We start from the raw sequence: 19,935 nt of genomic DNA, 5'->3' as shown, positions 1-19,935 counted from the left end.
GGTAAGGAGATATTAATGTCTATAGAGATAGTTAAAGTTCCTGATATCGGGGATTATGATAGTGTAGATGTGATCGAAGTTAATGTTGCTGAAGGTGATGTCATCGCCGAAGAAGATTCTTTGATTACACTAGAAACAGACAAAGCTAGTATGGAGGTTCCATCTCCTGTAGCTGGTAAGATTGTTAAGTTGACTGTAAAAGTTGGCGACAAAGTTTCTCAAGGTTCAGCTATTATGGAAGTAGAGGTTGAGGGTGATGCAACAGCAGCTGAGTCTAAGCAAGAAGCTGCTCCAGCGCCACAACAGCAGCAAGCTACAGCAATAGTTGATGTAGAAGTTCCAGATATTGGTGACTATGATAGTGTTGATGTTATTGAAGTATCTGTAGCAGTTGGTGATGAGATTGCAGAAGAGGACTCTTTGATTACATTAGAAACAGATAAAGCTAGTATGGAGGTACCATCTCCTGTTGCCGGAAAAGTTGTTGAGATTATCACAAAAGTCGGCGATAAGGTTTCTCAGGGTAGCTTAATATTAAAAGTTGAAACTGGAGCAAGTGCTTCAGCACCTACACAAGCACCAGCACAGCAAGCTACATCTGCACAACCTGCTTCTGAAGAAGTTATTGATGTCAAAGTTCCAGATATTGGTGATTATGATAGTGTTGATGTTATTGAAGTATCAGTAGCAGTTGGTGATACAATTGCAGAAGAGGATTCATTGATTACATTAGAAACAGACAAGGCTAGTATGGAGGTACCATCTCCAGTAGCTGGTGAAGTTGTTGAAATTATTACAAAAGTTGGTGATAAAGTTTCTCAGGGTAGCTTGATTCTTAAGGTCAAGACAAAAGGTGCAGCTCCAGTAGCAGCGCCTAGTCAGCCAGCTAAGCAAGAAGCTCCTAAGCAAGAGTCTAAACCGTTAGCACCTGCTCCAGCTCAAACTAATGTTAATGACTATGCGGTAGATAATTCTAATGCTCATGCTTCCCCAGCGGTGAGAAAGCTAGCTAGAATTTTAAATGTCGATTTAAGCAAGGTCAAAGCTACAGGCCGTAAAGGACGTGTAACAAAAGAAGATTGTTATAACTACATTAAGCATGCTGTAACACAAGTTCAGACTGGTAAAGTTGCTGCTAGTGGCAGTGGCTTAGATCTTCTAGATGATCCAGTGGTAGACTTCGCTAAGTTTGGTGAGATTGAAACTCAACCATTGACTCGTATCAACAAAATTAGTGCAAAAAATCTGCATAGAAACTGGGTTAAGATTCCTCACGTTACGTTCTATGATGATGCAGATGTTACTGATCTTGAAGAGTTTAGAAAGTCTAAAAAAGCATTTTCTGAGAAAACAGGCATTAAGATTACTCCATTATCATTCTTGGTCAAAGCTGCTGCAGTTGCACTTCAAGAGTTCCCGAGAATGAATAGCTCATTATCAAATGATGGTGAAAACTTGATATTGAAGAAATACTATAATATTGGTTTTGCTGCAGATACTCCAGCTGGTCTAATGGTTCCAGTTATCAAGGATGCTGACAAAAAAGGTATTGTTGAAATATCAAAAGATATTATGGAATTAGCTGGTAAAGCGCGTGATGGTAAGCTTGGTGCCAAAGATATGACAGGCGCTACATTTACTATCTCTAGTATAGGTGTGCTTGGGACTACAGCATTTACACCAATTATTAATATGCCAGAAGTTGCTATTATGGGTGTTTCAAAAACAGCTGTGAAACCAGTGTGGAATGGTAAAGAATTTGAACCTAGAACTATGCTACCTCTATCTATGTCAGCAGATCATAGGGTAATTGATGGTGCATTAGCAGCTAAGTTCTTAACTAGATGTTGTCAGATTTTATCTGATTTACGTGAAATCATAATGTAAACGCGGAGTTTTAAAATGAGTGATATTAAAACACAAGTTGTAGTTTTAGGTAGTGGTCCTGGTGGATATAGTGCGGCTTTTAGAGCAGCTGACTTAGGATTAGAAGTTGTTTTAGTAGAGAGATATGCCGAGATTGGTGGTGTGTGCTTAAATGTGGGATGTATTCCATCTAAAGCTATGTTGCATATTGCTAAAGTTATCAATGAAGCGCGTCATCTAGAATCTCTAGGTATCATCGAGATGGGTGGCCTTAAGATCAACAGAGAAAACCTTTTAAAGTATAAAGATGGTGTTATCGGTAAGCTTACTGGCGGTCTAAAAGGCATGGCTCAGATGAGAAAAGTAAAAATCGTACAAGGTTATGGTAAATTTACTTCTGATAAAGAGCTTGCTGTAGAAGCTGCTGATGGTAAAGTTACGAAGATTGCTTTTGATAACTGTATTATTGCGGCAGGATCGAGCGTAATTAATTTACCATTTGTACCTAAAGATGATAGAATAATTGACTCTACTGGTGCTCTAGAGATGAAAGAAATCCCAGAGACTATGCTCGTAGTAGGTGGTGGTATCATTGGTCTTGAGATGGCACAGGTTTATTCTGAGTTAGGTACTAAGATTACAGTTGTTGAGTTTGCCGATCAGCTTATGAATGGTGTTGATAAAGATTTAGTCAAAGCATACCAAAAAGTAAATAGTCGTTATGATGTGCGTCTGAAAACAGGTGTAACAGCTATGGAAGCTAAAGAAGACGGTATCTATGTAACTATGGAAGGTGATCATCCTGCTAAGAATGAGAGATTCGATAGAGTACTTATGGCTATCGGTCGTAAGCCAAATGGTAAACTAATCGATGCAGAAAAAGCAGGTGTTAAAGTTGATGAAAGAGGCTTTATCCCTGTAGATAAGCAACTTCGTACAAATGTGCCACATATCTTCGCAATAGGAGATATCGTTGGTCAGCCTATGCTTGCTCATAAAGCTGTACCAGAAGGTAGAACAGCTGCTGAAGTTATTTCTGGTCTAAATCATAGTTTTGATCCTTTAGTGATTCCTTCAGTTGCTTATACTGATCCAGAAGTTGCTTGGGTTGGTGAGACTGAGACTTCTGCAAAAGCAAAAGGTATCAAGTATGAAAAAGGTGTATTCCCATGGGCAGCTAGTGGTAGGTCATTAAGTATCGATAGATCAGAAGGTATGACAAAAATTCTATTTGATGAAAATCATAAAATTATTGGTGCCTCTATTGTCGGTACTAACGCTGGTGAGCTTATTTCAGAGGCGGCTCTAGCAATAGAAATGGGTTGTGATGCTGAAGATATCGCTCTTACAGTTCATCCTCATCCAACTCTATCTGAAAGCTTAATGATGGCTACAGAAGTCTATGAAGGTACTGCAACAGATCTTCCGCCACAAAAGAAAAAGTAATTGTTATAAAATTCTAACTCTATAAAATTTTCTCTTTTTATATATCTCATTTTGTTATAATCATAAAAATTCTAAAAAATAGTCTATAACGATAGTTATGCCTAAATATTTACTAGTTATAGGCTTATTTAAATGATTTTAAGTAATCAAATTTTACAGGAGTGCCAAAAATGACTTGGTCAGATATTCTATCAGAAGAGAAACAGAAAGCTTATTTTAAACAAATACTTGACTTTTTAGCTTGTGAAATCTCTAAAGGTAAGGTGATTTTCCCAGCCAAGGAAAATATTTTCGATGCTTTTAAATATACTGAGCTAGATAATCTAAAAGTAGTCATTTTAGGGCAAGATCCATACCATAACTATAATCAGGCTCATGGTTTAGCGTTCTCAGTACAAAAAGGGGTAGATATTCCACCGTCATTGCAAAATATCTATAAAGAGCTTGCTCGCAGTATTCCAGAGTTTGAAATTCCAAATCATGGTTATTTAGTTGATTGGGCAAAACAAGGAGTATTTTTATTAAATACTACTTTAACAGTTGAAGCTCATAAAGCAAATTCGCATAAAGATATAGGTTGGGAGACTTTTACAGATACTGTAATTAGCAAAATTTCAGAAAATAAACACAATGTTGTGTTTATGCTTTGGGGTTCGCATGCACGTAAGAAAAAAGCTCTTATTAATAGTTCAAAGCATTTGATTTTAGAGTCTACACATCCATCGCCATTATCAGCACATAGAGGTTTTCTAGGCTGTAATCATTTTGTTGATTGTAATAAGTATTTGGTTGAAAAGAAAGATCAGAAGATAGATTGGAGCTTACTTGGTTGAACCATCCCACCAAGGACAACCGTATTGACAATTATTACCTGCTAGTGTTGGGTTGTTGTTTTTATTCCAGTATTTAGCTGTATATGTTATATCATCAATTTTTACAGTATCACCTTCTACATAAACCTTATCTGAACTCCATGTGCCTACTGGTGTTGGTTTAGGTTGAGGATTTAAGTTTTCCCAGGCAGCCTCAGAGAAGTTGCCTAATGGAGTATAAGCAGGATTGTTACACCAGTTAGCCTCTTTACATTTATATTCACTATCTCCTGCTTTTACTACAGTTCCATTTACATAATTACCAATACCATCTGGATAAGTATAAGATGGAGTTGGAGTAGGTCCAGGTTCTGGACCTGGTTTGCTTGCATCATAAGTTTTAGTGAAATCGATATCATTGTTTTGAGCAAGTTTGGTTATCGCTGTTTGAATTATTTTATAAATCAATAACCTTTGCTGGTTTGTTGTCTTTTGAGTATTTGAGAAACTTAACTCTTGTGGTATTTGTCCATCTGTTGCTGTTATTTGATTAATAGCTTGATCGAAAGCTTTGTTAGCATCTTCTATACTGATAAAGTGAAGATCATCATTATTATCTCGATAAGATAATTTATGCATGACCATATCAAATACTTGTTTTAGTCTTGATACAGAGAAAGTAACTTGATTATTTACTGTAATACCTGTGTCTTCAAGCTTTTTATTATTGTTATTGAATATTTGGTTGATGTAAAAAGAAACTTGGCGTGGATATCTGTAATATGTAGCTTCACCAGTATTAGGTTTTTCAGAGCCAATTCTAGTTTGATAGCTGATCGTATCTAATAACCAATTATTGATATTTTTATACTCTTTAGTATCACTGCTACCTTCAGCACAGATATTTAAATATGTCTTAAGTACTGGACTATAGTCACCAGCATTGTAAACAACATTCATTACAAATGGGAATGTTAAACCACCAGCTGTATTTTTCTGAGAGTTTTCTAAACATTTGTTCCATTGAACATGATATACATACCAATCATTTGTTGAGTTAACATTCATTCTGTTGATATCATTAAAATGATAGAAAGTAGTTATCATCGGTCCAGAATAGACATTATCTAATGCTTCAGGACCTATTTTTTTTGTCTGTGAGCCATCATCTTGATCTTGTATTGAATAACCCAGTATTGCGGCTACAGCATCGTAGTTTACTAGACCAAGGGCACCTTTAGCTTCGGCTGAAGGTAGTCTTTTTGAATAGTCGTTAATCTGATAAGGACCGCCTTGTCCAGCTTGTAGTAATATATTTGCATATGTGTCGTTATGAATCAGTTGATCAGGATTATTTGGATCAAAGTTTTGAGCTATTTGGCTAGACATGTCAGACTCTTGCATTAATTGTCCTATCAACGAACCATATAAATAGTCTTTGTTAAACTTCATTTTTGGATATTTTTGCTTAATCAAATAGCCGTACATCACACCAGCTATGGTATTTGACATAATAACTGTATTTGCGTAGTCCGTATTGGTAATAAAAATATCATATGCCTCTGACTGACTGATAGGGAAGGTGTTATGATAGGCAACCTCTCCTTGGCTTAATTGTTTATTATCAGCAAAAGTTGCAGCTGGCAACATAATTGATGCGATTATCGAACTAGTAATAAGTTTCTTCATTATTTTCCCTTGTTTTACTCAAAAATAGGTTTTTAGATAGATGGTTTCAGATTATAGATTTTCTTGTAAGATTTTCCTTATCAGTTATTAATAACAGCTGTTAAAAATTGATAAGGTAAGGTTTATATTTTGCTAGGACAGTTATTTTTGAAGGCTAGATTTTGCTAGGTTTTTGAATAGATTGCTAAAGAGTGCTTTTTGCTATCTATTATGTTAAAATATTGGCTATATGTTTTATCTTCATTAAAAGCGATAACTAATGTCTATAATCACTAAAGAGTCATCATCTATAAATATCGAAAAAGAACTAAAACAATCGTATCTTGATTATGCGATGAGTGTAATTGTCGGTCGTGCTTTACCAGATGTGCGAGATGGTTTGAAACCTGTTCACCGTCGTGTACTTTTTGCGATGAATGAGTTATCTAATTACTATAACAGGCCATATAAAAAGTCTGCAAGGGTTGTCGGTGATGTAATCGGTAAATATCACCCTCATGGCGATACAGCAGTGTATGATACCATTGTTAGAATGGCGCAGCCATTTTCATTACGCTATACATTGGTCGATGGTCAAGGTAACTTTGGTTCTGTTGATGGCGATTCTCCAGCAGCAATGCGTTATACTGAGATTAGAATGCAGAAGCTTACGCATGAGCTTTTAATTGATATTGATAAAGAAACTGTAGACTTTTCACCTAACTATGATAACACCGAACTAGTTCCTGATGTTTTACCGACAAGAGTTCCAAATCTTTTGGTAAATGGTTCATCTGGTATTGCTGTTGGTATGGCGACAAATATTCCGCCACATAATATGACTGAAGTTATTAATGGAACTATAGCTCTTATCGATAACTCAGAACTTACAATAGAAGATTTAATCCACTATATCCCAGCTCCAGATTTCCCTACGGGCTCATACATTAATGGTACAGATGGTATCTTAGAGGCTTATAAAACTGGTCGTGGTCGCGTGATTATGCGTGCAAAGGCAGATATCCATGAAGATGAAGCATCTGGTAAAGCACAGATAGTAGTCACAGAAATACCTTACCAATTAAACAAAGCAAAGCTTGTTGAAAAGATTGCCGAGCTTGTAAAAGATAAAAAAGTAACAGGGATATCTGAGTTAAGAGATGAGTCTGACAAAGATGGAATTCGAGTTGTAATCGATCTTAAGAGAGATGAGTCGCCTGAAGTTGTATTAAATACATTATATGCTCAAACACAATTACAATGTAGTTTCGGGATTAATATGGTTGCTCTTAGTGACAATAGACCTAAGTTATTGAATCTTAAAGAAATTTTAGAGCAGTTTATCAAACATAGAAAGGAAGTTGTAACGAGAAGAACAATTTTTGAGCTAAGAAAGTCAAAAGAGCGAGCGCATATTTTAGAGGGCTTACTGCTTTCGTTAGCTAATATTGATGAGATGATTGAATTAATTAAAGCATCACCATCACCGGCTGATGCAAAAGAATCTATGCTTGCTAGGTCATGGAATGGCTCTATGGTCAAGAGTATGTTAGAAGGTGTAGATGTTAAAATGTATCGTAAAGAAACATTAGCATCTCATTATGGTATTCAGTCTGATAGTTCTTATAATCTAACAGAGGAGCAAGCCGAAGCAATCCTTGCTTTAAGACTACATAGACTAACAGGTTTAGAACAAGACAAAATAACTAATGAATTCAAAGAACTTATTGAGAGAATTAAGTATCTGATAGGTATTTTAAGTGATGTGAATGAGTTGATACGAGTTGTTAAAGAAGAACTTGTTGAAATTAGAGATAATTATGGTGATGAGAGAAAATCAGAGATTATAGAGTCAAGATTAGATCTAACTAGAGAAGATCTTATTGCAGAAGAGAATATGGTTGTAACTCTATCTATGGATGGCTATGTTAAAACACAACCTCTAAGTATGTATAATGCACAAAAACGAGGTGGAGTAGGTAAATCTGCAACCAAAACTAAAGAGGAAGATAGTATATTTAAACTAATGCTTGCTTCGACTCATGATACAATGTTGTGTTTTTCAAGTTTAGGTCGAGTTTACTGGTCAAAAGTTTATGATTTTCCAGTCGCAAGTAGAATTTCTAAAGGTAGACCAATTAATAATATTTTGCCACTAGAGAAAGATGAAAGAATAACTGCGATGATGCCAATTTCTCAATTTAATGAAGGTTGGTATGTGTTTATGGCGACTAGACTTGGTAGAGTCAAGAAAGTTGATCTGTCTGAGTTTGCTAGACCACGCTCTACAGGCAAGATAGCTATTGGTTTAAATGATGGTGATGAGTTATCTTATGTTGCTCTTACAGATGGAAATAAGCAGATCATGATGTTTTCTGATGCGGGTAAGGCAATCCGTTTTGATGAATCTGATGTCAGAGCAATGGGTCGTTCAGCAGCTGGAGTAACTGGAATGCGTATTCATCCTGATCAAAAGATAGTTTCAATGCTAGTGACGAACCCTGATGAGGGAGTTGTTTTAGCTGCAACAGAGAATGGATATGGTAAGCGTACTGCGGTTTCAGAATATCGTAAGACTAAACGAGCAAGTCAAGGTGTGATAGCTATATCAACCTCTGAAAGAAATGGTAAAGTTGTAGTAGCTGTTCTAGTTGAGAATGATGAAGATATTGTCATGATCACTGATAATGGTACTTTGGTGAGAACATCCTCTGATGAGGTTAGAGAATGTGGACGCTCTGCTCAAGGAGTTAGATTAATTAATCTAAGAAATAATGAAAAGCTTATTAGCTTAAAAGTAGTTAAGCAGGATGATGTTGATAATGGTGAAGATATAGAGTCTTCTGATGATACTATGCAGAGTGAATAGTCGACATGTCTAATAAAACTAAGGTTACTATACTGGGGGCTACAGGATCTATTGGTGATAGCACTTTGGCAGTAATTAGAGATAGTAATGATTTTGAGGTTTTTGCATTAACAGCATTTAGTAATATTGAAAAACTAGCAAACCTATGCCAAGAGTTTAAACCTAAGTTTGCGGTAGTTCCAAATTTGGTTCAGAAACAAAAGTTACAATCATTAGTTACTGGTGTTGAGGTTTTGGTTGGCGAAAGTGGGCTTAAAAAAGTATCTAGCTTAGCCGAGGTTGATATTGTTATGTCTGCTATAGTTGGTATAGCAGGGTTAAAACCAACTTTTGCAGCTGCCAAAGCAGGTAAGAAAATTCTACTTGCAAATAAGGAATCTTTAGTAACAGCGGGGCACTTGCTAGTAGATGAAGTTATGAAAAATAATGCTCAATTGATACCTGTCGATAGTGAGCATAATGCTATATTTCAGTGTATTGATAACCCTAGCAAGAAATACACTACAGAGATTGATAAGATAATTTTGACAGCATCTGGAGGACCTTTTAGAGATAAGCAATTAGGTGATCTAACTGATGTTACACCTGAGCAGGCATGTGCTCATCCTAATTGGCAAATGGGTAGAAAAATATCGGTTGATTCATCAACAATGGTAAATAAAGCTCTAGAAATTATCGAAGCATATTGGCTTTTTTCTGTTTCAGCTGATAAAATAGGCGTTCTGATTCATCCGCAGAGTGTAGTTCATTCAATGGTCAGATATGTTGATGGTAGCTATATAGCACAGTTGGGCGTGCCCGATATGAAAACACCTATAGCTAATGCGATGTATTATCCAAAGAGAGGATCAGTTAATGTTGGAAGTTTAGATTTCACAAAACATGAGCTAACTTTTAGAGAAGTTTGTTTTGATAGATTCGAAGCTTTAAAAATAGTTTTTGATAATTTAAAAAATAAAAATTATGCTGCTAACATAGTTTTTAATGCTGCTAATGAAGAGTTAGTTGCTGCATTCTTAGACAAAAAAATTAAATATTTAGAGATAATAGAAGTAAACAAAAAAGTAACAAAAGAGTTAAATTTTGAGAATCCGAAAAATATAGAGGAAGTTTTTGAAATAGATAGAAAAACTCGTGAATATGTGGATTCTGTTTTGGGGTAAATTGAGTGTTTTTTTTAAGAAAGAAGTTTGTATTAGCCTCTCTTCTTGTGGGTATTGCATTTAATGGTTGGGCTGATAATGATAGCTTTATATTAGATAATGTATCTATTAATGGCTTAGAGGGTCTACAAAGTGATGTAGTTAAGAGCCGTATTGGCTATAAAAAAGGTAGCTACATTACTCCTGAAGATACAAACCAGATTATTAATAACCTTTATGGTACTGGATTTTTCAATAGTGTTGATCTATACCGTAAAGGTAGTAATCTTTTTATTAATGTCAAAGAAAGACCGATTATAGCAGGATTTAGTTTTACTGGTAATAAAAAGCTTAGTAAGGATAATCTTGAGAAAGTATTTACTGATGCCGGTATATATGTAGGTAATGTTTATAATCCTAATACGATGTTTTTGCTTAAGCAATCTTTACTTAATCAATACTCTATGATGGGTTTATATGGAGCAAAGATAGAAGAGAATATTAGAAAGCTACCAAATAATAGAATTGATATAAATATAAACTTTCAAGAGGGTAAACCAGCGACTGTTGATTCGATAAACTTTGTTGGTAATAAAAGTTTTGAGGATAGTGATTTAGATAGTAGTGTTGCCTTCCAAGTACCATCGATATGGAATTTATGGGGTTTTTTATCTCCCTTTGATAGTTATTCACCAGACGGTATGAATCAGTCTGTCCAAGGTATAACCAATTATTATCTAGACAGAGGTTACTTAGATTTTAAGGTTACCTCAAAGCAAGCATCAATGTCTAAGGATCGCGAGCATTCGTATATTACTTTTGATGTTGCAGAAGGTGAAATTTATAAGATTGGAAGTGTTTCCTTAACAGGTAAGTTTATTTTACCAAAATCAGAATTAGAGTCTCTAGTGAAGATAAAACAAGGAGAGGTATTTTCAAAGGCTAAATTAGTTGAGACAGTTGAAGGTATAAAGACTCTACTAGGTAGTAAAGGATATGCTTTTGCTACTGTTAACCCTATTCCTACTGTTGATAAGAATAATCATATAGTTTCTTTTAAGATTGTTGTTGATGCAGGAAAGAAAGTTTATGTAAATAGAATAAATTTCTTTGGTAATAATGTCACTAATGATTATGTATTTCGTCGTCAGTTACAATATTATGAACAAAGTCAATATAACAAAGAAGCAATAGATAAGTCTCAAAGAAGATTAGAGCAACTACCGTATGTTGGCGCAGCTGATATGGAGCTTGTTCCTGTTGCAGGATCTGATGATTTGGTTGATGTAAATTATAATATCAAAGAAAGAAATGCTAATTCTGTAAGTGGAAGTTTAGGCTTCTCAGATTTATATGGATTTATGATAGGCGGTAGGCTAAATATGCCTAACGTTTTTGGTACAGGTAATACTTTTAACCTTAATGCGCAACTTTCTATTCCTTTCCAGCAGTTAGACATAAGTTATATTGATCCATTTTTTACTACATCAGGAGTTAGCCAAAGTATTTCTGCATATATAAATAGATCAAACTTTGCTAAGACAAATGCTGTTGCTGCGTATCAGTTAGATACGATTGGTGCAAGGTTGATGTATGGTGTGCCTATATCAACATTTAGTAATGTCTCAGGGGGTATAACTTTTGCTAATAATACAGTTAAGCAATCAAGTGGTTACCAGTCTTCGATTGTACAATGGTTTATCGAGCAACAAGGTGGTAGAAACAACTTTAATGAGCCAGCACTAACAGCAGGCTGGAGTTATGATAATTCAAATAAATATATCTTTGCTACAGATGGTGGATCATTTAACTTAAATGGTTCAGTTAATATTCCAGTTATCAGTAATATTAATGCTTATAAGATAGAGGTTGGTGGAACTTATAATATAGCAGTGCCAAATACTGACATGTCGGCATTAACTATTAGGGGTGGAGTTCAGTACGGTGGTGGCTATGGTAAAACAAAACAACTGCCTTTTTACGAGAACTTCTACGGAGGTGGTTGGGGAAGCGTACGTGGTTTCCTACAGGGTTCATTAGGTCCGCGTGATATAAATTTGCAGAATGGTACAGTTGGTAATTCAATTGGCGGTAACCTTAATATTTATAATAACTATGATCTATTATTCCCAGTACCTTTTATTAAGGATAGTTCTAAGATGAGAATAGGTGCTTTTTTTGGATATAGGTAATACATATACAACTTATAATTTAAATGGTGTTGTAGCGGATCAACCAAAGCAAGAAACTACTCCTTCATTTTCTAACTTGAAATATTCTATTGGGGTTGAGTTTAGATGGGCTTCGCCAATGGGACAATTAGCTGTATCATTTGCTCAGCCGTTTAATGTACAAAAAGGTGATATAACTCAAGTATTCCAATTTTCATTAGGACAAAATTTCTAAATTAGACGTGATATTTTCTTTAAGAAAAACCCAGATTAATTTTATCTGGTATTTAAAACGGTTTAACAAATTTGATAATATTGTGTTAGAATTTATTGTTAAATGACTGTGTTAAATTTAAAGGAGATCTTCTTAATGAAAAAAATTGCTTTATCAATATGCGTTTTAGCGAGTGCATTTACCGCAGCGTATGCAGACACTAAAATGGCTGTGGTTAATCCAGTTGAGATCTTCAATGATTCTGATCTAGGATCTGTAAGTGTTAAAAAACTTGAAAATGACCTTAAGCCAGAAGCTACCAAACTCAAACAAGAACAAGATAATATTATGCAGCAGATGAAAACTCTGCAAGATAATTCCTGCAACTATGACTAAGAATGAATTAGATAAAAACAGCAGCAAATCCAACAAGAACAACAAAGCTTTGCTGAGAGCGCGAATTTTACAACAAAAGAGTATATGGCAAAAGATAAGTTGTCAAAGAAATTCCAAAGCCTCGTTTGATAAAGCTGTTCAAACTATAGCAAAGCAAAAAAATTATAATGTTGTGCTTACAACACAAGCTTTAGCGTATGTTAATAATGTTGATGATATATCTAGCCAAGTTGTTGGAGTTAATGAATAAAAGACTCTGATTAGTTTAGGGAGTTTTATTAATGTATACTTTAGATTTTCTAGCCGTCAAAGCTTGATGGTGAGGTTAAGGGTAATAAGAATGTTGAGATAAATAAGATTGCTACTTTATCTCAAGCTCGTGAGGGTGATATTTCTTTTTGTACTAACCCTAAATATTTAAAGGCATTATCTGGAAACAAAAGCTTCGGCAGTTTTAATAACAGAAGAAGCACTAGAGTTTTGCAATACAAACGCAGTAGTACTGTCAAATCCTTATATGGCATTAGCAAAGGTTATGGAACTATTCGATAGATCACCGCGTCCAGATGGTAAAATTCATAGTAAAGCAGTAATAGCCGCTAGTGCAATAATTGGTGAAAATGTTACTATAGGTGCTAATGCTGTTGTTGGTGAAAATGTAGTTATTGGTGATAATGTTTGTATAGGAGCCTGTGCAACAATTGATAATGGTACTAAGATAGGTAATGATACGTTGATAAAGAGTAATGTATCTATAGCTCACGATGTTATAATTGGCGCTGGATGTATTATTCATCAAAATGCAGTAATTGGCTGTGATGGCTTTGGTAATGCAAGAGATGAGGATGGTAGTTGGACAAAGATTCCTCAACTGGGCAGAGTAGTTATTGAAGATAATGTTGAGATTGGTTCTGGAACAACTGTTGATAGAGGCGCTATTGACGATACGATAATTAAAAAAGGTGCACGTATTGATAATTTAGTACAGATAGCTCATAATGTAACTATTGGCAAAAACACTGCTTTTAGCAGGAGTTACAGCTGTTGCAGGTAGTACAACGATCGGTGATAATTGCCTTATTGGAGGTCAGTCAGCGATAACTGGACATATTAGTATTTGTGATAATACTATAATAGGTGGCGCATCTAATATTGGTAAGTCGATCACTAATCCAGGAATGTATTATGCTGCGTTTGAAGCTAAGCCTAGAATTCAATGGGGTAGATTTGTAGCAAAATTAGCTAAGATTGACACTCTAATAACAAAAGTAAAACAACTAGAAAAAATTAAATAAGTAAGGATTGTTTAATGAGCCAGTTTAATGAAGAAAATAAACAGATAGATGTAATGGGGATTAGAAGAATCTTACCTCACAGGTATCCTTTTGCACTTTTGGATAAGATAGTTGATTGGAGTATTGAAGATAGAACGATTATTGCACAAAAAAATGTCACTATAAATGAGGATTTTTTTAATGGGCATTTCCCTGATTTCCCAGTTATGCCTGGAGTATTAATAGTTGAAGCAATGGCTCAAGCGACAGCTATACTTGGTGAGCTAATGGCGGAAACATTGTTTGCGCATGTGGTAGAGAAAGCTGGTGGTGGTAGAAGAACTTTTATGCTAGCTGGTATTGACAAAGTAAGAGTTAAAAAGACCTGTAGTACCTGGAGATGTTTTAGTTATTGAGTCACGTATGGTGAAACAGAAAAATATCATCTGCACAGCAGAGTCAGTGGCAAAAGTTGATGGACAAGTTGTTTGTTCAGCTGAATTAATGGCAGCATATAAGGACTACTAATCGTGATACATAGTTTGGCAGTAGTACATGAGAGCGCCAAAATAGCCGATAGTGCTATAATAGGGCCATTCTGTGTTATTGGGAAGAATGTTGTTATTGGCGAGAACACTGAATTAAAAAGCCATGTAACAATTGGTGATAATGCAGTTATAGGTAAAAATAATCGCATTTTCCAATATGCCTCAATTGGTGATGATCCAATTGATTATACATATAAAAAAGGCGATTTTTCTCAAGTTGTAATTGGCGATAATAATATTATCAGAGAGTGTGCTACGATTCATGGTGGAACTTCAAAAGAAATCGGGGTAACATCTGTTGGTAACAACAATATTATTATGTGTTATGTGCATATTGGGCATGATTGTAAAATAGGTAGCTACATAAACTTAGTTAATGGTGTTGGTTTAGCAGGGCATGTACATATTGATGATTATGCAATATTAAGTTCTAATGTTGGTGTTCATCAATTTTGTAGAGTTGGTAGACATGCTTTTATTGCTCACGCAGCGCTAGTTGGTAAGGATGTTCCTCCACATCTGATGGTTACTGCTGTGAATGCTGGTTCAACTCCTTGTGGTATAAATAGTGAAGGCTTAAAACGTCGTGGCTTTACACCTGAAGAGATGAAAAATCAAAGAAGTTTATAGGATATTATATCGTAAAGGTTTAATGATAAAAGAAGCTTTTGAGATAATCAAAGAAATGGCAAAAGAAGATAAAGTTCTAGAGCCTTTTGTTGATGTGATTGGTACTTCGCGAAGAGGTATACTAAGGTAATGAGAATAGGTATTGTAGCTGGAGAGTTGTCAGGTGACCAATTAGGGTGGTACCCTAGTTGAGGCTTTAAAGCAAAGATACCCTAATGCGAAAATTGAGGTATTGGCGGACCAAAAATGGCGTCAGCTGGTTTTAAAAGCCTTTATCCAATGGATGCATTATCTTTAATTGGTTTCTTGGAAATTATTTCAAAAGGTCTACGCATATTAAGTATTCGCCACAAAATTATTAACTACTTTAAGCAGAATAAGCCAGATATTTTCATAGTATAGATGCTCCTGACTTTAACCTTACAGTTGAAAAGAGTTAAGAGCTTCGGTATTAAGACTATACATTATGTAAGTCCTAAAATATGGGTTTGGCGTGAATACCGCATTAAGAAGATACGCAAAGCAACTGATAAAATATTAGCAATTCTGCCTTTTGAAACTGAATATTATAAAAATAGACATAATTTTGAAGCTATCTATGTTGGGCATCCATTAGCGAAGAATATTCCAATACATATTGACCGAACTAAATACAGAGATAAACTTGGATTAAAAAGTAATTCTTTACCAATATTATCAGTTTTACCAGGAAGTCGTACGACCGAAGTTTCCAAGATTGTTGCCGCTATTTTTATTAGTATTGCAAAAACTTGTAGATGCTGGATATAAATTTAAGGCAATTATGCCCCTTAGCTAAACCATCATTAAAGCCATTTGCTAAATACAAAGAGCAAATTGATCGTTTAGGCATCGGGAAGTTTTGAAACGAATTCACATGAGGTTTTAAAAGCATCTGATTTAAGTTTATTGGCATCAGGAACAGCCACGTTAGAGGCTATGTTATGCAAATTACCTATGGTTGTAGGTTATAAATTATCATGGCTGTCAGCTTTACTTGGTAGAATGCTTGTTGGCGGCAATCACAGTTATTGGGCTTTTCCTAATATCTTGCATAAAAGTGAAATTATCAAAGAATTAATACAAAGAAGACTGTACGGTAGATAACTTATTTAGTGAGTTAAAAAGATTATTTGATGATAAACAACGTAATGATTATAGTAGTAGATGAATTTGAAAAAAATTCACAAAGAAATGGTTATTGATACTGAGAGTAAGATCATTCAAGTATTAGATACTATGATAGAAAAATCTTAATTTTTATAATCTTTATATATATAATACATCCAGTATAAAAATTATGTATTAGATAAAATGACACTGATATTGGCATTAGTTTTGGTTTAGTGATAGTAATAATATTAGATCTATATCGTAAAAAAGTTTGAGAATTAAACAGTAGAAATACTTAGGAACATCGAACAGAATAATACTCAAGAACTTATAACTCAGCTAAAAGTTCTCCAGTATGCAGCTAATAGTGAAAATATTCAACGAGAATATCCACTCTTAAGAATGGTTTTTTGTTATTATATTTTGAAACGATTGAGCCAATTCAAGAGTAAAGATTTGGCTACATTCTTAAATACTATGGGGATTAAGTATACTGCTGATAAAACATTTTCAAAAAGTTAATTACAAGGATGTTATGCTTTGGTATACTTGATAATCAAGAGCAAGAATTTTCAGTGCTACAGATGGAAGTGTAACTGGTATTATTGCTGTAAATGAATTATAAAAAAACTTTCTAGTATCGATTATGATGTTAAAACATGTTGTGAATTGATGCTAGATATCTTATTTAGCTAACTCCGGTACATTAATGAATAATAAATTAGACTATAAACAAAACTACCCTTTATTTTATAAGGTATTTTTTCTATTTTAATTCTTTTCGTTCGAGAAGTTATGTCCTAATTTGTAAAAACAGATATTTTCTAAGGGGAATTTGTGGAATTATAAATATCATCATATTGGAATTCCAGTTACTGAGCCCAAAGACAAGGAGAGCGTTATAGTCCTAGCATGGACATGTATACCTCAGGGAGAAGTTGCCTGGAAGGTGCAATATCCTCGCTTTGGACCGAAATGCCACTAAAATAAGCATATACAGACTATGCCTCATATTGTTATAAGGTTCCGACCTTGACCAAGCTATAAAGACAAAAGTATTCTTCTAGAACCATATTTTTCTATTCAAGATAGAGTCGCAATTATTGAAAAATGGTGCAATAATAGAAACTTATACAAACTGATTTGTCGAAGATGAGGAGGTAATGGGGATAAGCCTAATTTAAAAAAATTCAATTTTATATCCTAGTTAATATTTGAATGCAATAGCCAGCTTTTTTACTTTATTATATTAACCTTAAGTTGAGTTAAAAACCTTAAAGAGTTAAGCTAGTCACACTACAGTGTGGCTCCTGAGAATAGTATAATATCTACACTAAAAAGTGGTACCTCATTCTGTGCGAAAGTCCTTAAAACTAGTTAGTTTTAGCTATTTCAGTTAAGTATTACTTTTTAGCCTAGCTTTTCTATAAGTGAATTTATTTATATTTGCTGTGAAGTTATATTATTATAATTAATTATTAATCTATATTAAAAATAAATAAATTTATCAAGTATATTTTATGTGTAGACAAGTAAGATTTATTATAGCAGTACTTTTTAATTTTACGGACACTATATATGCCGTTTCTTTAAAAAAATGATTGGTCAAATGTTGATTGTAGGTTTCTCTGGTCAAGCAATTGATGAAAATCGAAATTGTTCAACATATTAAAGATAACAATATTGGTGGAGTAATATTGTTTGATAGAAAAGGTAAGGATAACATAAAGTCCAGAACAATTAGAGACTTTAAATAGTAACTTGAAAATATAATAACATTTATAATGATTTATATATGCGCCCACAGGTACCATTAATAATTGCTATTGATTATGAAGGCAAAGTAAATCGATTGAAAGCAAAATATGGATTTCCTGAAACATTTACTGCAAAAATTTTCAGAGCTAGATATACAAGAACAGACTCATGTGGCTAGGAAATGGCTGAAACCATGTATAAAGTAATTAATTTAGCCTTGTGTGACATTCACAACGATAATTGCCTATTATTGGTAAATATGAGCGTAGTTTTCTACTGATGTTAATACTATTGTAGATTGTGCTAATCTTTTTGTAAAGCTACTGAAAACGCAAAATAGGTTCTGTATTAAAGCACTTTCCAGGTCATGGCAGCTCTACTAATGATTCTCATTTAGGTGCTGCTGATATATATGGACAGAAAAGAACTTATTCCATATATAAAGCTATTGCCAGAAAATAAGCATTGTATGGTTACCGCACATGTTATGAACAGGAAAATCGATGAAACTAATCCAGCAACACTGTCCAGCAAAATAATTAAAATATTAAGAACAGATATTAAGTTCGATGGAGTTATAATATCAGATGCTATGAAATAAGCTGTGACAGAATATTATGGAGTTAGAATCATTGAAATTAGCTATTAATGCGGGTGTTAATATGTTTATATTCAGTGATGCTAACCCAGATACTATAATAGATAATATCGCAAAACTTGTAGAGTCCGGAGAGGTTACAGAAGCAACAATAAAACAATCATACGAAAATATCATAGCATATAAGCAGAATTATTTGACAGAAGAAACGATATCAATCAGTAACTGTTGTTGCAACTATTTATGATCATTTATAAAAAAAGCAACAAATGACATTTTTTGAATATATAGGCGTGAGTAACAAACAAGTCACTTTATGAGTATATCTCAAGAATCTTACCTAATTATATTAGCTGTCTTGAAATCTAGTCTGTTAGTTTTATCAGTATTCTATGAAAAATATTAAGAATGTTTTTGGTGGGCCCAGTAGGACTCGAACCTACGACCTACGGATTATGAGTCCGGCGCTCTAACCAACTGAGCTATAGGCCCAAAACTTAGAGAGGATTATATTTTAAATAATGCTGTTAGTCAATAGATATTTTTGTTTTAGAGTGTTATTTATATATTTTTGAAGATGTACCTAGTATAAGGGGATCAGGAGGTATTGCTACTTCGTAATCTTTGTTATCATAGTCAACATTATTAAGTATATATCTTATTGCATTTAGTCTGGCGCGTTTTTTATCATCAGATTTAACAATTACCCATGGGGCGTATGGTTTGTCGGTATATATAAACATTCTTTCTTTAGCTTCAGTATAGTCATCCCATTTATCTAAGGACGCTTTATCTATGGGACTAAGTTTCCACTGTTTTAGAGGATGACTTTCTCTAGCAGCAAATCTGTTTTTTTGTTCTTGTTGACTGACTGAGAACCAAAATTTTATTATCATAGTACCACTATCAACTAGCATTTTTTCTAGTTGCGGTGCCTGTTCTAAAAATAAAAAATATTCTCTTTCTGTACAAAAGCCCATAACTCTTTCAACACCAGCACGGTTATACCAAGATCTATCAAAAAGAACTATCTCTCCACCAGATGGCAGATGTTCTATGTATCTTTGAAAATACCATTGATTTCTTTCTCGTTCTGATGGCTTTTCTAAAGCAATTACCTTAGCACCACGTGGATTTAGATGCTCCATCATTCTTTTTATAGTTCCACCTTTACCGGCAGCATCTCGACCTTCAAAAATTATCAAAACTTTTTTATTATTTTCTTTTACCCATTTCTGGAATTTTAATAGCTCTATTTGAAGATAATGTTTTTGTTTTTCGTATACGCTACGTGGAATTTTATGCTTATATGGAAAAATATTTTCTAAAAAGAGTTTTTGGCGCTCTTCTTGACTTAAAACTTTCATCTAAAATTACAACAACAGTCTATCCTACTAATATATTATCATATA

General features: G+C 34.2%; 7 protein-coding genes, 1 tRNA gene and 8 pseudogenes. 13 read left to right on the top strand and 3 right to left on the bottom strand.

From position 1 onward, the window contains the following. The first annotated feature begins 15 nt into the window (after nucleotides 1-15). From aceF to ung, 3 genes are all read left to right on the top strand, one after another. A complete protein-coding gene (aceF, locus tag FSC454_RS07770) occupies nucleotides 16-1,887 on the top strand; it encodes a pyruvate dehydrogenase complex dihydrolipoyllysine-residue acetyltransferase (protein WP_066046550.1) in 1,872 nt (623 codons plus the stop codon). 15 nt (nucleotides 1,888-1,902) lie between these two features. Beyond that, nucleotides 1,903-3,312, top strand: coding sequence for a dihydrolipoyl dehydrogenase (gene lpdA, locus FSC454_RS07765; RefSeq protein ID WP_014548837.1), 1,410 nt, complete (start codon nucleotides 1,903-1,905; stop codon nucleotides 3,310-3,312). Between the two features lie 170 nt (nucleotides 3,313-3,482). Further along, complete coding sequence (gene ung, locus FSC454_RS07760; protein WP_066046548.1) at nucleotides 3,483-4,145, top strand: uracil-DNA glycosylase; 663 nt, start codon at nucleotides 3,483-3,485, stop codon at nucleotides 4,143-4,145. Here ung and FSC454_RS10205 read toward each other — a convergent pair. Further along, complete coding sequence (locus FSC454_RS10205; protein WP_331709119.1) at nucleotides 4,134-5,192, bottom strand: carbohydrate-binding protein; 1,059 nt, start codon at nucleotides 5,190-5,192, stop codon at nucleotides 4,134-4,136. The genes ung and FSC454_RS10205 overlap by 12 nt on opposite strands. Nucleotides 5,193-6,072: 880 nt before the next feature. Between FSC454_RS10205 and gyrA the strand changes: the two genes are divergently transcribed. The 10 genes and pseudogenes from gyrA (at nucleotide 6,073) to FSC454_RS10195 (ending at nucleotide 18,770) form a co-directional block, all read left to right on the top strand. After that, on the top strand, nucleotides 6,073-8,661 hold the full coding sequence (gene gyrA, locus FSC454_RS07750; protein ID WP_066046543.1) for a DNA gyrase subunit A: 2,589 nt from the start codon (nucleotides 6,073-6,075) through the stop codon (nucleotides 8,659-8,661). Nucleotides 8,662-8,666: 5 nt separating this feature from the next. Then, nucleotides 8,667-9,824 carry a 1-deoxy-D-xylulose-5-phosphate reductoisomerase gene (dxr, locus tag FSC454_RS07745; protein ID WP_066046541.1) on the top strand — a complete coding sequence of 386 codons (1,158 nt, stop codon included), beginning with the start codon at nucleotides 8,667-8,669 and terminating at the stop codon, nucleotides 9,822-9,824. A 5-nt stretch (nucleotides 9,825-9,829) separates the two neighbouring features. Further along, a pseudogene (bamA, locus tag FSC454_RS07740) lies at nucleotides 9,830-12,209 on the top strand (outer membrane protein assembly factor BamA). A gap of 135 nt (nucleotides 12,210-12,344) precedes the next feature. Then, nucleotides 12,345-12,844, top strand: a pseudogene (locus FSC454_RS07735) (OmpH/Skp family outer membrane protein). Between the two features lie 21 nt (nucleotides 12,845-12,865). After that, nucleotides 12,866-13,879 (top strand): annotated as a pseudogene (gene lpxD / locus FSC454_RS07730) (UDP-3-O-(3-hydroxymyristoyl)glucosamine N-acyltransferase). A 14-nt stretch (nucleotides 13,880-13,893) separates the two neighbouring features. After that, nucleotides 13,894-14,386 (top strand): annotated as a pseudogene (gene fabZ / locus FSC454_RS07725) (3-hydroxyacyl-ACP dehydratase FabZ). A gap of 2 nt (nucleotides 14,387-14,388) precedes the next feature. Continuing rightward, a pseudogene (gene lpxA, locus FSC454_RS07720) lies at nucleotides 14,389-15,166 on the top strand (acyl-ACP--UDP-N-acetylglucosamine O-acyltransferase). 116 nt (nucleotides 15,167-15,282) lie between these two features. Beyond that, nucleotides 15,283-16,161: pseudogene (lpxB, locus tag FSC454_RS07715) on the top strand (lipid-A-disaccharide synthase). A 207-nt stretch (nucleotides 16,162-16,368) separates the two neighbouring features. Beyond that, nucleotides 16,369-16,854, top strand: a pseudogene (locus FSC454_RS10200) (cell division protein ZipA C-terminal FtsZ-binding domain-containing protein); the annotation flags it as partial. A gap of 922 nt (nucleotides 16,855-17,776) precedes the next feature. After that, a pseudogene (locus FSC454_RS10195) lies at nucleotides 17,777-18,770 on the top strand (glycoside hydrolase family 3 N-terminal domain-containing protein). A gap of 168 nt (nucleotides 18,771-18,938) precedes the next feature. On the opposite strand, the gene FSC454_RS07700 reads toward FSC454_RS10195, so the two are convergent. Together FSC454_RS07700 and ppk2 are read right to left on the bottom strand one after the other, a co-directional pair. After that, a tRNA-Ile gene (locus tag FSC454_RS07700) sits at nucleotides 18,939-19,015 on the bottom strand. A 65-nt stretch (nucleotides 19,016-19,080) separates the two neighbouring features. Continuing rightward, a complete protein-coding gene (gene ppk2, locus FSC454_RS07695) occupies nucleotides 19,081-19,890 on the bottom strand; it encodes a polyphosphate kinase 2 (RefSeq protein ID WP_014548823.1) in 810 nt (269 codons plus the stop codon). Nucleotides 19,891-19,935 lie beyond the last annotated feature (45 nt).

The sequence above is a fragment of the Francisella hispaniensis FSC454 genome (assembly GCF_001885235.1).
GTDB lineage: Bacteria > Pseudomonadota > Gammaproteobacteria > Francisellales > Francisellaceae > Francisella > Francisella hispaniensis.
This window is presented reverse-complemented; position numbering and strand designations above follow the sequence as displayed.

Bases quoted from the DNA above. Each gene is read 5' to 3' on its own strand.
- aceF (WP_066046550.1), top strand. From the start codon at position 16: ATGTCTATAGAGATAGTTAAAGTTCCTGATATCGGGGATTATGATAGT.
- lpdA (WP_014548837.1), top strand. From the start codon at position 1,903: ATGAGTGATATTAAAACACAAGTTGTAGTTTTAGGTAGTGGTCCTGGT.
- ung (WP_066046548.1), top strand. From the start codon at position 3,483: ATGACTTGGTCAGATATTCTATCAGAAGAGAAACAGAAAGCTTATTTT.
- FSC454_RS10205 (WP_331709119.1), bottom strand. From the start codon at position 5,192: ATGAATGTTAACTCAACAAATGATTGGTATGTATATCATGTTCAATGG.
- gyrA (WP_066046543.1), top strand. From the start codon at position 6,073: ATGTCTATAATCACTAAAGAGTCATCATCTATAAATATCGAAAAAGAA.
- dxr (WP_066046541.1), top strand. From the start codon at position 8,667: ATGTCTAATAAAACTAAGGTTACTATACTGGGGGCTACAGGATCTATT.
- ppk2 (WP_014548823.1), bottom strand. From the start codon at position 19,890: ATGAAAGTTTTAAGTCAAGAAGAGCGCCAAAAACTCTTTTTAGAAAAT.